We start from the raw sequence: 14,230 nt of genomic DNA on the forward strand, positions 1-14,230 counted from the left end.
GTCGAATCTAGGATGCGATGCGTAGATCGCCTATCGATCAGATAAAATTATCTACAAATAGGTGCAATATGACGACATATACCCTGCCCTTCATCCACGAAAACGCGGCGCGCAAAATGCTGGCTGTCATCGGGGGCAGCCTGCTGCTGGCACTCTCGTCGTATATCGAGGTGCCGATGTTCCCGGTGCCGATCACGATGCAGACCTTTGCCGTGACGCTGATCGGCGCGCTGTATGGGGCGCGCCTTGGCGCGGCGACAGTGGCGGCGTGGCTGGTGCAGGGTGCGATGGGTCTGCCGGTGCTGGCGGGCGGCGCGGCGGGGCTGTTGCATTTCGCGGGGCCAACGGCGGGCTATCTCATCGCCTTTCCGCTGGCAGCGGCGCTGGTCGGCTGGCTTGTCGCGCGCGGCTGGAATGGTCAGCGGGCTCTGCTGGCCTTTGCCGCCATGCTGCTGGGGAATGCCGTCTGTCTGGTGGTCGGCGCGGCCTGGCTGTCGCTGATGATCGGCGTATCTGCTGCAGTCACCGGCGGTGTGCTGCCGTTCATCATCGGCGGCGTGCTGAAATCGGCGCTGGGTGCCGCTTGCCTTGGGCTGTTGGCGCGCAAGTGACAGTTCTGATCCGGCCGCATCATTTGCTGTGCCTGCTGACCTTTGTCGGCAAAGGCTATACCCCCGCTTTCACGGCCAATATGGCCGTGATCGCCGGGCGGCTGGCGGGCGGCGAGGCTTTGCGCATCACGGATGGCCCTGATGACATCTGCGCACCCTATATGGGTCATTGTCTGGAGGGCAGTATCGCGGCGCGTGATGCGGCGGCGGCGCGGGATGCGAGCGTGTTATTGGGTCTGCCGATTGAAGTGGGCGTGGAACTCACGCTGACGCCTGCGCGTATCACAGTGCTGCGGGCGGCTTTCGCGCAGCACACCATCCGCACAGCCTGCGCCGCATGTGATTGGGCACAGCTTTGCACCGGCATCGGCGCGGACGGCTACAAGCAAGCGGTGCTTTAAAGCCGCACCGGCGCGCCGCACCGAATACTTTCATCCGCCGCGATGCAGATCCGCAGCGCCATCAATACGCTGCGCTGATGCGCCGAGAGATCAAAATCCTCGGTGATCGCGCGGGCAAGGAAAGCGGCTTGCGCCGCGCACATGGCAGCGTGGTCGATAGGGGGCATAAGGGTCACCTGATCGGGCGACAATCGCGCGCCGCCCGCGTCCAGCGCGGCGCTGCGGCGGGTCAGCACGCCGCCATCTTCCAGCGACACCGCGCCATTTGGCCCGACCACATCGCGCGCATATTTCGCGATATCCGAGAACATCGGCCCCCAGCCCGCCTCGTGCCAACCGACCGAGCCATCGGCGAATGTAATCTGGATATGGCTGTAATTATACATGCCATCCGGCAGGTGATCCGCCAGCCGCAGCCCCATGCCGCGCACTTCGACCGGGGCGGCATCGGTGATCTGGCACATGATATCCACGTAATGCACGCCCGCGTCCAAAATAGGCGAGGTCGTCTGCATCAGCGCCTGATGCTTGCGCCACAGATCGCCCTCGGACGGCTGATTGAGGCTGATGCGGAACACGAATGGCCCGCCCATTTCGCGCGCGTCATGCACAAAGCGCTGCCAATGGGCGTGGTGTTGCAAGATATGGCCGATGACCAGCTTGCGCCCCGCTGCGCGGGCGGCGTCTATAACGCGGGCGGCCTCGGTCGCGGTGGTCGCCAGCGGCTTTTCGACGAAAACATCCGCCCCCGCCGCGATGGATTTCAGCGCGTAATCGACATGGGTATCGGTATAGGTGCAGATCGACACCAGATCAGGCGCGGCGTCCAGCAACGCTTGATCCAAATCTGTCCAATGCGGCAGGTCAGCCAGATCGGGCGGCGGTGCGCTGCGGGTCACGATACCCGCGACATCATAGGCCGGATCGTCCTGATAGGCGCGCAGATGCGCGCGCCCCATCAGACCCAGTCCGACAACCACCACCCGGATGGGCATCAGGCTGCAACCTCAGCGGTTTGATCGTCAATGCGCACCAGATGGCCGGGAGCCACTTCGCGGTATTCCCGCGTGGGCGGCTGATAGCCAACGGGACGGATCGGGCTTTTGATCTCGTCGTTCGAGATCGCACGCCGGATCAGGCGACGCGCGGGATCGGGCACCGGCACCGCCGACATCAGCTTGCGCGTATAGGGGTGCTGCGGGTTCGCGAACAGCGAGGCGCGCGGGCCGATCTCGACAATCTCGCCCAGATACATGACGGCGACGCGGTGGCTGACACGCTCGACCACAGCCATATCGTGGCTGATGAACAGATAGGACAGGCCGAGGCGGTCCTGCAGATCCAGCAGCAGGTTCACCACCTGCGCTTTGACCGACACGTCCAGCGCCGAGACGCTTTCATCCGCGATAATCACCTTTGGCTCGAGCACCAGCGCCCGCGCGATCGAGATGCGCTGGCGCTGCCCGCCCGAGAATTCATGCGGATAGCGGCGCAACATATCGGGCGACAGGCCCACTTGCTGCATCAAGGCGGCGGCCTTTTCCTTGGCATCCGACCTGCTGCCCAGCTTGTGGACGATGAAAGGCTCGGCCAAAGCCTCGGCAATGGTCATGCGCGGGTTCAGGCTGGCAAAGGGATCTTGAAAGATCATCTGGATCTCGCGGCGCAGGCTGTTCAGCTCGGTGCGCGGCATTTTGCGCGCATCCTTGCCGCCGACCAGAACCTCGCCCGATTGCGCCTCGGTCAGGCGCATGATCGAGCGGCCAATCGTCGATTTGCCGCAACCGGATTCGCCCACCAGCGACAAAGTCTCGCCCTTGAACAGGTCGAACGAGACATCTTCCACCGCATGAACGGCGCCGGTCTTTTGACCCAGCCAGCCGCCGGTGATGTCGAAACGGGTCACAAGGTTGCGCACTTGCAGCACAGGCGTGTTGGTATCCACGGGCGCGGCCAGCGGGATTTCAGCGCCCGCAACGCCGGTTTCCTTATCGACGATGCCAAAACGCAGCGGCACCGCCTGCCCGTCCATCGCACCCATGCGCGGCACGGCGGCCAACAGGGCGCGGGTATAGGGGTGCTTTTGCTCGGCAAAAATCTGATCGGTCGGGCCGGTTTCGACCGCATCACCGCGGAACATCACCACGGTGCGGTCGGCAACCTCGGCCACAACGCCCATATCATGGGTGATGAACAGGACGGACATGCCCTCTTCTTCTTGCAGCGTTTTGATCAGGTCGAGGATCTGGCCCTGAATGGTCACATCCAGCGCGGTGGTCGGCTCGTCCGCGATCAGCAGCTTGGGCTTGCACGCGAGCGCCATGGCGATCATCACGCGCTGGCGCATCCCGCCCGAGAACTGGTGCGGGAAGGCCGACAGACGCGAGGCCGCATTGGGAATACGCACCTTTTCCAGCAGCCGGATCGTCTCGGCGCGCGCCTCGGCGGCGGTCAGGTTCATATGGGTGGTCAGCGCCTCGGAGATCTGGCGACCGATCGGAAAGACCGGGTTCAGCGAGGTCATCGGCTCTTGAAAGATCATCGCCATCTCGCCGCCGCGCAGGCGGCGCAGGGCGACCTCGTCCATGCCGACCAGCTCTTGCCCATTCAGGCGGATCGAGCCGGTGACACGTGACGAGGATTTGGGCAGCAGCCCCATGACCGAAAGCGAGGTCACGCTTTTGCCCGACCCACTTTCGCCCACGATGGCAACAGTCTCGCCCGGCATCACATCCAGCGAGATATTGCGCACCACGGATTTCCATTCCCCATCCACAAGGAACGAGGTGGTCAGGTTTTTGATCGAAAGAACGGGTTCGGTCATGGTTTAGCTACTTTCTGGCTTATTCGGCGCGGGCCGAAGGGATCGCGCGCGGGCTGAAGTCAAAGCCCTTGTCGAAAGGATAGATCGGGCGCGAACGACGGGTATTCGTCAGACGCTCGATAAATTGGTCAACGGCGCCCGAGGACAAAACCATCAGGCTGGGGTTCGCGATGGGCGCAAGCTCGGGCGAGAGATAGCCCGATTTCACCGCGATGATCTTTGCCCCATGAGGGTCAAGGCCCAGCGAGGTGAAGTCAACGATATTGTGGAACGGACGGCGACGTGCGGTCACCACCAGATCAATACCGCCGATACGCAGCACGGCCTGACGGTCGAAAGCGACGTCGGTTTCAGCGATGAAAATTACCTCGAACGTGCCGGTAAAGCTGTCCGAGCTATTGTCCAGCCAACCGCCAACAGTCAGCTCCAGCGTCGCGCCCACGCCTGCCGCATAGGCCGCATCCGTCGCGGGACGGTCGGCGATGCCTGCGAAAATCACGCCAGTCGCGCCCTGCTTGACCAGCTCGGCCAGCAGTTCGGCGCGATCGCCGACGCCGCCGCCGGTGGGGTTGTCGCCCGACTCGGCCAGCACGGCAGGCTGGCTTGTCGCCGCGATGGCGGTTGCGACGCAGCTTTCAATCGTGCCGGTCTCGGGGCCGAATGCAAAGTCATCGCGGGCGTCCCAATAGGCCTGTGCCATCTGGGTTGCAGCCGCTTCTAGCGCGGCGCGGTCGGTGCCGGTCATAATGGCAGCGGCGGTTGCGCGCGGCTCGTCGGCCCAAACGTATCCCACGTTCAGCGAGGCATCCCAGATGCCTTCTGGCGCGTCAAGGCCCGGCAGCATGGCGTAAAGGCCAGCGGCAGGCTGATCGACGGTCGAGGTGCGCTCGCCCGGCAGCACGACGGGGATCGGCGCCCAGATGACATGCGGACGCTCGCCCGTTTCCAGCGCGCGCACCAGCATCGAGACGGAACGCTGCATCGTCTCGGTCACGTCGATATGCGGCGCGGTGCGATAGGTCGAATACATGTCCAACTGGTCGATGATGCGCTGGCTGAGGTTGCCATGCAGGTCATAGCTGGCCGAGATCGGAATATCGGGGCCAACCAGATCGCGCACGGACGAGATCCAGTCGCCTTCGGCATCTTCCATGCCTTCGACGAACATCGCGCCATGCATGGCCAGATAGACGCCGTCGACGGGCAGCGCAGCTTTGATGCCGGCCAGCAGCTCGGCCTTATAGCCCTCGTAAGTCGCGCGTTCCACCGGGCCGCCGGGGATGCAGCGCGCGTGGAAGGTCGGCACGAATTCGGCGTCATACTCTTTCAGGAACGCGAAATAGGGTGCGTCCAGCATTTCTTGGCCGCGCTGCACCCGAAAGTTTTCGTCCCGAGACAGGACGGGGTTGTAGGTGCTGCACTCGATATGAATGCCACCGAAAACGATGCGCATTTTACTCTCCTAGATGGATCCGTTCAGGAAGTTATGGGTGGCGACGGCTGCCGCGCTGGCGGCCCAGTCATCCTCGGTCAGACGGCGCAGACGGATTGGCGTCTCGCCCGACAAAGATGGCAGGACATTGGCTTCGATGGTCTGGTGCATCACGGTCGAAAACAGGCCGCTAAAGGCCTGTTCCTGATGGGTTACCAGAACCAGTTGGGGGTCGTTCAACTGGATGATCTGCGCAATGGCAAGCCCAAGGGCACTGCCCGCGCGATGCAGGGTGCGGATCGCGACCTGACTGCCGGATGCGGCGATACGCTCGACATCGGCCAATGTGTCAGCGGCGATCCCCTCGGCCGCCATCGCCTCGCGGATGGCGATCATCGAGGCGACGGTATCAAGGCAGCCGATCTTGCCACAGCGGCAGGGATTGCCGCCCGTGTCGATGGTCATATGGGCGATCTCGCCCGCGCCGCCATGCGATCCGCGATACAGGCGATCATGCACGAAATGCGCCGCGCCAATGCCGTTGCCGATCCAGATCAACGTATAGGAATGCAGATCGCGCGCCTCGCCAAACAGCTTGCGACTGACGGCCAGCGCCTTGGCGTCGTTTTCGATATAGCACGGCAGGCCGGTGGCATCGCTGATCATCTGCGCCAGCGGCACATTACGCCATCCAAGCTGGGTCGAGCGCACGCAAACTGCCTGCTTCGAATCGATCAATCCTGACAGGCTGACACCAATTGCGGTCAGCGCCTGCGGAGTTATTTCACCAATTGCACAAAGTTTTGGCAGATTTTCAGCTAACGCCACGGCAAGTTGCTGCGGATCGCTGCTGCGGGGCATTTCAAGCTGCGCCAGGACCTGACCTTCAAGGTTCACCAGCATCAACCGCGCGGGATCGGTCATCACCGAGAATCCGACGAAAAAAGCCGCCTCTGACGCAAGGTCGAGCAGCATCGAGGGGCGGCCTTGTTTTTGCACGGTATCCGTCTCGCGCAGCAGGCCTGAATCCAGCAAATCCCTTGTAAAACCACTGATCGCAGCCTTGCTGAGGCCGGTCATCTGTACCAGCACTGCACGCGTCGTCGGGCCACCCGCGCTGATCAGGCGCAGGATCTGATAATGTGTCGACCCTAAGCTTGGCCCGAGGCTGGGATTGCGCATTTGACCCCCTGTTTTGGGTTGACAGTAGGTCTACAAATTGGACTATGCAAGATAGTTAGTTCACCAAATAAACTAACAATAGATAATATGCTTCAAACTATGTCCAATCAGGAGGAAGACATGGCTGTTCTGTCCAACTGGCGCAAAGCGCTGTTGGCGACGGTTTTTACCGGCGCCGCTCTGGCATCTTCGGCGGTTCTCGCTGAAACGCTGAACGTGATGCAAAGCGAAGGCCCCCGTTCGATGGATCCGGGTGACCAAAGCGCAACCTATACCAACGCCCTGCTGGCGCCGGTTTACGAAGGCCTGCTGGCCCGCACGTCCGATCTGTCGCTGGCGCCTGCGCTGGCCACCGAATGGACCATCGACGAGACCGGCACGATCTATACGTTCAAGCTGCGCGAAGGCGTTGTCTTCCATGACGACACCCCCTTCAACGCCGAAGCTGTCGTTTACAACTTTGAACGTCACCTGAGCACCGAGCGCGGTCTGGCCGCTTCGGGCCGTATCCGCACCATTTTGGCGGGTATCGAGGCGCTGGACGATTACACCGTCCAATTCACCCTCAAAAGCCCCTACCCGGCGTTCCTGAACATCCTGACCACCAATGGCGCGATGATCGTCAGCCCGACCGCTGATGCGGCTGGCACGGTTGGCGCGTTCTCGGTCGGCACCGGCCCCTACGAGCTGGTCGAATACAAGTCGGGCGAATTCGTCGCACAGACCAAATTCGACGGCTACTGGGGCGACAATGCCGCCAGCGTTGACGACATCCGCTGGACTTGGACGTCCGAGCCTTCGGTGCTGGCGATGGCGCTGCAAACTGGCGATGCAGATGTGATCAACCCCGCGCCTGCGGCTTTTGCACAAGTCATCCAGGCAAACCCCGATCTGAACCTGTCGGTCACCGACGGCTCGGCCGTGTTCTGGGTTGCGCTGAACACCGAATCCGAAGAGCTGAAAGACGTCCGCGTCCGTCAGGCCCTGAACTTTGCAACCGACCGCGACGGTCTGGTGCAGGCGATCACCAATGGCTATGCCGACCCGGCAAACTCGCCGCTCGCGCGCATTGCCGAAGGGTATAACCCTGACCTGAACCCCTATCCGCTGGATCTGGACAAAGCCCGCGAACTGCTGGCCGAGGCTGGCTTCCCGAACGGCTTCACCATGTCGGTCGTCGTGCAAGAGCAGGAATCGCGCATCGCCGAAGCGCTGCAAGCCATGTGGGCACAGGTCGGCGTGACGCTGGACGTGCGCCGTATGGAAAGCGGTGTCTGGTCGGCAGCCGCCTTTGCTGATGCGGCCCAAAAAGCAACCGAAGGCACCGATGCGGTCATCGCCTCGTGGTCGTCGGGCGTGAACGGCCCGGATCTGCAGTTCCGTCCGCTCTATCATTCGGCAAGCGCCGCGCCCACCAGCGCCAACCTCGGCTTCTACAACAACCCCGAGTTTGACCGCCTGCTGGACGAAGCCGCTGCAATGACCGACGAGACTGCGCGCAACGAAGTCTACGGCCAGCTGCAAGAGATCGTGAACGAAGACGCGCCGATGGTGCTGCTTTATGTTCTGAAGGATCTGGTCGGCTACCGCGACGGCGTTGAAGGCGTCTGGACTGTGCCGGGCGGCATGGTGCGCGTCGATACGGCAATCAAGAACTAATCATCCACGGGAGCCGCGGTCCCCGCGGCCCCTATTTTGCTACCGTGCCGCGCATGTTGCGGCCCGGTTTTTGGAAATGACGAAGGGCCGCTGTTCAAGCGGCCCTGACTTTAACAGGACGGAGCTGATGCGCCGCTATATCATCCGCAAACTGATCTCTCTGCCGCTGATCCTGATCGGCGTGTCGATGCTGATCTTCGTCTCGATCCGCTTGCTGCCGGGCGAACCCGCCCGCGTGCTGGCCGGCCCCGAGGCCACGCAAGAGGCCGTCGATGCCATGACCGTGCGTCTGGGTCTGGATCGGTCGATCCCCGAGCAATATGCGACATTCGTCATCAACGCGCTGCAAGGCGATTTCGGCAATTCGATCCGTTCGTCCCTGCCCGTCTGGCAAGAAATTTCCGAACGCCTGCCCAATACCGTCATGCTGGCGATTGTGGCCTATGTGCTGGCCATCATCATCGGCGTGCCTGCCGGTATGATCGGCGCGATCTGGCGGAACCGCGCACCCGATTATCTGGTGATGATCCTGGCGATTGCTGGTGCCTCGATGGCGAACTTTTGGCTGGCGCTGATGGCCATGAATTATTTCGCGGTGCAACTGAACTGGGTGCCGCTGATGGGGGCTGGCACCTGGCGCCATTACATCTTGCCCGCCGTGACCTTGGCCGTGCTGCCGATGGCGGTGCTGGCGCGGATGACCCGCTCGTCCATGATCGAGGTTCTCAGCCAAGATTACATCCGCACCGCGCGCGCCAAAGGCCTTGATCCCCGCGCTGTCTATTGGAGCCACGCGCTGCGCAACGCCATGATCCCGATCGTCACGATCGTGGGCCTGAACTTTGGCGGTCTGATCGGTGGCGCTGTCGTGACCGAGACCGTGTTCAACTGGCCCGGGATTGGCCGCCTGATGGTCGATGCGGTGCGCAACCGCGACTATCCGGTGATCCAAGGCGTGACGATGGTTGCAGTTTGCGCCGTTGTCTTCATCAACTTCCTTGCCGAAATGCTAATTGCGGCGCTTAACCCCCGCATCAGGTTCGAGTAATGACCGATACACAGACAACTCCCCCCGCACGTCGATCCAATCTGATGCGCGTCCTGCGCTGGTCGGGACGCAATGCGAATGTCGTCGTTGGCGGCGCTTTGGTGCTGCTGATCGTGCTGGTCGCGATCTTTGCGCCGCTGCTGACACCGCATGACCCCAGCGCGCAGAACCTGATGAATATGCTAAAAGGCCCCAGCCCGCAGCATCCGTTCGGCACCGATGACTTTGGCCGCGATATCTTTGCCCGCGTGGTTTACGGCGCGCGCCTGTCGCTGGCCGAGGTTGCGGTTTCGGTCGGCATTGCGACCATTGTCGGTGTGCCGCTGGGCATTATCGCCGGTATGGCGGGCAAGTGGATGGACGAGTTCATCATGTGGTTCATGGATGTGCTATTCGCCTTTCCCGGCATCGTGCTGGCCATTTTGGTCGTGTCGATCCTTGGCAGCTCGCTGTTCAATATGATGATCGCCATCGCGCTGTTTGCCATTCCGATCTATGCCCGCCTTGCGCGCAACCTGACGCTGGGCCTGAAAAAGATGGAATTCATCGAGGCCGCACAAGCGCTGGGCGTGCCGCAGTGGCGCATTTTGGTGAACTATATCCTGCGCAACTCGATTGGTCCGATGATCGTGCAATCGACGCTGACGGCAGGCACGGTGATCTTGGCCGCTGCCTCGCTGTCGTTCCTTGGCCTTGGCGCGCAACCGCCACTGCCCGAATGGGGCGCGATGATGAGCAACGGACGCAATTACTTTGGCGTCAACATCTGGATGTCGCTGTTCCCCGGTATCGCAATCATGATAACTGTGTTGGGATTCAACATCTTGGGCGATGGCCTGCGCGATCTTTTGGACCCCCGTAAATGAATATGACTGTTTCTGCGCCCGACACCGCAACTGCCGCAAGTGCGCCTGTGCGCACCATTGCCTGGGGTGCCGATATTGGCGGCAGTTTCATCAAATTCGGGCGGATCTTTGGCGCCGGCGAAGTGGCGCTGATCGAACAGGTGCCAACGCCCGTGGATAGCTGGGATGGTTTCGTCGCGGCGCTGGCGGGTCTGATCGCCCGTCACGGCGCGGCGGCGGATGCACTGCCGCTGGCGATTTCCGTGGCGGGTCTTTACGACACGCGTTCGGGCGCCATTACGGCGGCGAATATCCCCTGCTTTGACGGCCATGATGTGCCGGGCGAGCTGTCGGCGGGCCTTGGCTGCGATGTCGTCATCGCCAATGATGCCGACAGCTTTGCACTGGCCGAGGCGGTCGTTGGTGCTGGTCGCGGGCATGAGGTTGTGTTTGGCGCGATCCTTGGCACGGGCGTTGGTGGCGGTCTGGTGATCGGTGGCCGCGTTGTGCAAGGCATGCGCGGCATCACCGGCGAATGGGGCCACGGCCCCATCGCGCCGCTGGCGGTCGAGGTGGATGGCGAGATGGTCGCTGTGCCGCAGTTCCCCTGCGGCTGCGGCCTAAAGGGTTGCCTTGACCCGATCGGCAGCGCGCGCGGGTTGGAGCGTCTGCACCAGCATTACACCGGCCGCGACGAGACCAGCTATCAGATCTTGGACGCGTGGGAGGCAGGGAATGCCGATGCCGCCCGCACCGTCGCGATCTGGGCGCAAGTTTTGGGCGGGCCGCTGGGCTTTGTGCTGAACACCTTGGGCGCCAGTATCGTGCCGGTGGGCGGCGGGCTTGCGAACCGTCCCGATCTGATCGCCGCGCTGGATCAGGTCGTGCGCAAAGGCACGCTGAACACATTCGAGGCGCCTGTGCTGGTCCCCGGCCAGCATCGCGGCAATGGTGGGCTGATCGGCGTCTCGGTTCTGGCGGAGCAGCATTTGTCGGGTGCGCGCTGATGGCTTTGCTGGAAATCTGCGTCGACGATGCCGAGGGGCTGGCAACTGCTGTCGCGGCGGGCGCTGACCGGATCGAGCTATGTGCCGCGCTGGCCGTGGGCGGCTTGACCCCGACCGCTGGCCTGATGTTTGCTGCCGCAAGCACGGGTTGCGCCACCTATGCGATGATCCGCCCCCGCGCCGGTGATTTCGTCTTTACCCCGGCCGAGATCGCGGTGATGGAGGGCGATATCGACGCGGCGCGCGCGGCGGGTCTGGCCGGTGTCGTGCTGGGCGCGAACCTAGCTGACGGCCGGCTTGATACAGAATTGCTTGGGCGGTTGATCCAGCGCGCGGATGGCATGGGTCTGACACTGCATCGCGCCTTTGATCTGGTGCCGGATTTCAATGCGGCAGTGGATCAAGCAGTAGCGCTGGGGTTCGAGCGGATCCTGACTTCGGGCGGCGCGACCAGCGCTGTCGCGGGCCTCGATGCGCTGCGGGATATTGTCGCCTATGCCGGTGACCGCATTTCGATCATGCCGGGCAGCGGCGTGAATGCGCAAAATGTCAGGGGGTTGCTGGCGCTGGGCGTCAGCGAAGTCCATGCCTCGGGCGGTGCGGCTTTGCCTGCGCCTGATGGGAAAGTGCTGGCGCTGGGCTTTGATGGCCCCGGGCGCAAGGCGACATCCGGTGCCGCCGTCGCGGCGCTAAAGGCAGTCCTTTAAAAAGGCGGGGTTTTCACCCCGCCTTTTCTTTATTTCACAGTCTTACTTCATTGTGGGCATCTGGAATTCAGCGCCCTCTTTGATGCCGCTCGGCCAGCGGGCGGTGACGGTCTTGGTGCGGGTCCAGAACTTGATGGCATCCGTGCCATGCTGGTTCAGATCGCCAAAGGCCGAGGCCTTCCAGCCGCCAAAGCTGTGATAAGCCAGCGGCACCGGCACCGGCACGTTCACACCGACCATGCCGACATTCACACGCGCCGCAAAGTCGCGCGCCGCATCGCCGTCACGGGTAAAGATCGCCGTGCCATTGCCATATTCATTGTCCATGACCAGCTTGAGCGCATCCTCATAGGTGGACGAGCGCACGACGCTGAGGACAGGGCCAAAGATTTCTTCTTTATAGATATCCATCTCGGGGGTGACGTGATCGAACAGGGTCGGGCCGACGAAATAGCCGCCTTCATAGCCCTGCAGGTTGAAATCGCGTCCATCAACGACCAGCTCGGCACCCTGCTCGATGCCCGAGGTGATCAGCGCCTTGATCTTGTCCTGGCTGGCCTTGGTGATGACCGGGCCCATTTCCGAGGCGCTATCGGTTGCCGGGCCGACCTTCAGGCTGTCAATGCGAGGGCGCAGCGCGGCGACGATACGGTCAGCCGTGCCTTCGCCCACGGGAACAGCGACGGAGACCGCCATGCAGCGCTCGCCAGCCGAGCCATAGCCCGCGCCCATCAGCGCATCGGCGGCCTTGTCCATATCGGCGTCGGGCATGATGACCATGTGGTTTTTCGCGCCGCCAAAGGCCTGCACGCGTTTGCCATTCGCGGCAGCGCTGCCATAGACATAGCGCGCGATCGGGGTCGAGCCGACAAAGCTGATCGCGCCGATCAGCTCGTTTTCGATAATGCCGTCGACGACCGATTTGCCGCCATGGACGACGTTCAAGATGCCCTTGGGCAGGCCGGCTTCAATTGCCAGTTCCGCCAGACGCACGGGGACCGAGGGGTCACGCTCGGACGGCTTCAGGATGAAAGCGTTGCCAGCGGCAATCGCGGGCGACAGCATCCACAGCGGGATCATCGCCGGGAAGTTGAACGGCGTGATACCTGCGCCGATACCAACGGGCTGGCGCATCGAATACATGTCGATGCCGGGGCCTGCGCCATCGGTGAATTCGCCTTTCAGCAGATGCGGGGCACCGGCGACGAATTCGGCGACTTCCAGACCGCGCTGGATATCACCCTTGGAATCCTCGACCGTTTTGCCGTGTTCCAGCGACAAAAGCGTCGCAAGCTCGTCCATGTTTTCATTGATCAGCGCGACATAGCGCATGAAAACGCGGGCGCGGCGCTGCGGGTTGGTCGCGGCCCATTTGGGCTGCGCCGCTGCGGCCGATGCGACGGCTGCGGCAAGGTCGGCGGGCGAGGCCAGCGCGACGCGGGCAATCACCTCGCCCGTGGCGGGGTTGAACACGTCCTGAAATTCGGTGCTGGCGCCGCTAGTTTCGACCCCGTCGATATAATGGCCAATGGTGCGCATGGTCTTCTTTCCAAAAGCTGCAATTGGCAGCATGATCGCACTATGATATTTGCACATCAACGCATAATTTTCCTGTTCCGATGTGCAGAAAGTATAGTCATGAATTGGGATGACGCCCGCATCTTTTTGGCCGTCGCGCGCCAAGGCCAGATTTTGGGCGCGGCAAAGGCGCTGGGGTTGAACCATGCTACTGTCGCGCGGCGTCTGTCCACGCTGGAGGACGCGCTTGGCAGCACGCTGTTCCATCGCCGCACCAATGGCACCGATCTGACAGCGGCGGGCGAGCGGTTTTTGATCCATGCCGAGGCGATGGAAAGCGCAAGCCTTGCCGCCAGCGCCATGGCGGGCGCCGATAGTGCGATCGAGGGGACAGTGCGCGTGGGCGCGCCCGATGGCTTTGGCGTCGCCTTTCTTGCCCCGCGTCTGGGCGCGCTGACCTTGCAGCACCCTAGCCTAAAGATCGAACTGGTGCCGGTCCCGCGCGCCTTTTCGCTGTCCAAGCGCGAAGCGGATATCGCCGTCACCCTCGAGCGCCCGCGCGAGGGCCGCCTGATCGCGCGCAAGCTGACGGATTACACCTTGGGTCTTTACGCCTCGCGCGCCTATCTGGCGCGGCACGGCGCGCCCGCTGATCTGGCGGGCCTGCGGGATCACAGTTTGATCGGCTATGTCGATGATCTGATCTATGCCAGCACGCTGGATTATACCGCTGAATTTTCAAAGGATTGGCGGTCAAGCCTGTCGATTTCATCCGCGATGGGGCAACGCGAGGCCGTGCGCGCGGGCGCGGGTATCGGCATTTTACATGCCTTTATGGCGCGCGGCGATGCCGATCTGGTCGCGGTACTGCCGCAGCATGTCGTGCGCCGCGCCTATTGGACGGTGGTGCATGAAGATCTGCGGGCCTTGCGGCGGGTCGCGCTGGTGTCGGATTTTCTGGCCGACATTGTCCAGCGCGACCGCGCTATTTTTTAG

13 protein-coding genes are annotated in these 14,230 nt (G+C 62.5%); 8 read left to right on the forward strand and 5 right to left on the reverse strand.

Annotated features, from left to right (window positions below):
* Positions 1–68 precede the first annotated feature (68 nt).
* Positions 69–611, forward strand: coding sequence for a biotin transporter BioY (locus tag KVU_RS04835; protein ID WP_014537705.1), 543 nt, complete (start codon positions 69–71; stop codon positions 609–611).
* A complete protein-coding gene (locus tag KVU_RS04840; RefSeq protein ID WP_014537706.1) occupies positions 608–1,012 on the forward strand; it encodes a DUF1284 domain-containing protein in 405 nt (134 codons plus the stop codon). Before KVU_RS04835 ends, KVU_RS04840 begins: the two co-directional genes overlap by 4 nt.
* Here the strand turns inward: KVU_RS04840 and KVU_RS04845 are convergent.
* From KVU_RS04845 to KVU_RS04860, 4 genes are read right to left on the reverse strand one after another with little or no spacing between them, the layout of a single operon-like run.
* A complete protein-coding gene (locus KVU_RS04845; protein ID WP_013384217.1) occupies positions 1,009–2,007 on the reverse strand; it encodes a Gfo/Idh/MocA family protein in 999 nt (332 codons plus the stop codon). The genes KVU_RS04840 and KVU_RS04845 overlap by 4 nt on opposite strands.
* The gene (locus KVU_RS04850; RefSeq protein WP_014537707.1) at positions 2,007–3,836 is read right to left on the reverse strand and encodes an ABC transporter ATP-binding protein; all 1,830 of its coding nucleotides are present in this window, start codon (positions 3,834–3,836) and stop codon (positions 2,007–2,009) included. The genes KVU_RS04845 and KVU_RS04850 overlap by 1 nt, the downstream gene beginning before the upstream one ends.
* A gap of 19 nt (positions 3,837–3,855) precedes the next feature.
* Complete coding sequence (locus tag KVU_RS04855) at positions 3,856–5,289, reverse strand: M81 family metallopeptidase (protein WP_013384219.1); 1,434 nt, start codon at positions 5,287–5,289, stop codon at positions 3,856–3,858.
* A gap of 9 nt (positions 5,290–5,298) precedes the next feature.
* Positions 5,299–6,450, reverse strand: a complete 1,152-nt coding sequence (locus tag KVU_RS04860; RefSeq protein ID WP_013384220.1) for an ROK family transcriptional regulator — start codon at positions 6,448–6,450, stop codon at positions 5,299–5,301.
* 120 nt (positions 6,451–6,570) lie between these two features.
* Here KVU_RS04860 and KVU_RS04865 point away from each other — a divergent pair, with 120 nt between their 5' ends.
* The 5 genes from KVU_RS04865 to KVU_RS04885 all read left to right on the forward strand — a co-directional run bounded on the left by KVU_RS04865 (position 6,571) and on the right by KVU_RS04885 (position 11,716).
* A complete protein-coding gene (locus tag KVU_RS04865) occupies positions 6,571–8,109 on the forward strand; it encodes an ABC transporter substrate-binding protein (RefSeq protein WP_014537708.1) in 1,539 nt (512 codons plus the stop codon).
* 127 nt (positions 8,110–8,236) lie between these two features.
* Positions 8,237–9,157 (forward strand): ABC transporter permease, encoded by a 921-nt coding sequence (locus KVU_RS04870; RefSeq protein WP_013384222.1) that lies wholly within the window; start codon positions 8,237–8,239, stop codon positions 9,155–9,157.
* On the forward strand, positions 9,157–10,023 hold the full coding sequence (locus KVU_RS04875; RefSeq protein WP_013384223.1) for an ABC transporter permease: 867 nt from the start codon (positions 9,157–9,159) through the stop codon (positions 10,021–10,023). The genes KVU_RS04870 and KVU_RS04875 overlap by 1 nt, the downstream gene beginning before the upstream one ends.
* Positions 10,020–11,009, forward strand: a complete 990-nt coding sequence (locus KVU_RS04880; RefSeq protein ID WP_014537709.1) for an ROK family protein — start codon at positions 10,020–10,022, stop codon at positions 11,007–11,009. Before KVU_RS04875 ends, KVU_RS04880 begins: the two co-directional genes overlap by 4 nt.
* Entirely contained in the window at positions 11,009–11,716 is a 708-nt protein-coding gene (locus KVU_RS04885) for a copper homeostasis protein CutC (protein ID WP_013384226.1), read from the forward strand. Before KVU_RS04880 ends, KVU_RS04885 begins: the two co-directional genes overlap by 1 nt.
* Positions 11,717–11,758: 42 nt before the next feature.
* On the opposite strand, the gene KVU_RS04890 is transcribed toward KVU_RS04885, so the two are convergent.
* Positions 11,759–13,255, reverse strand: coding sequence for a CoA-acylating methylmalonate-semialdehyde dehydrogenase (locus KVU_RS04890; RefSeq protein WP_044008158.1), 1,497 nt, complete (start codon positions 13,253–13,255; stop codon positions 11,759–11,761).
* Between the two features lie 99 nt (positions 13,256–13,354).
* Here KVU_RS04890 and KVU_RS04895 point away from each other — a divergent pair, with 99 nt between their 5' ends.
* Positions 13,355–14,230 carry a LysR family transcriptional regulator gene (locus KVU_RS04895; protein WP_014537711.1) on the forward strand — a complete coding sequence of 292 codons (876 nt, stop codon included), beginning with the start codon at positions 13,355–13,357 and terminating at the stop codon, positions 14,228–14,230.

Source organism: Ketogulonicigenium vulgare WSH-001 (assembly GCF_000223375.1).
In the GTDB taxonomy this organism is placed as follows: Bacteria; Pseudomonadota; Alphaproteobacteria; order Rhodobacterales; family Rhodobacteraceae; genus Ketogulonicigenium; species Ketogulonicigenium vulgare.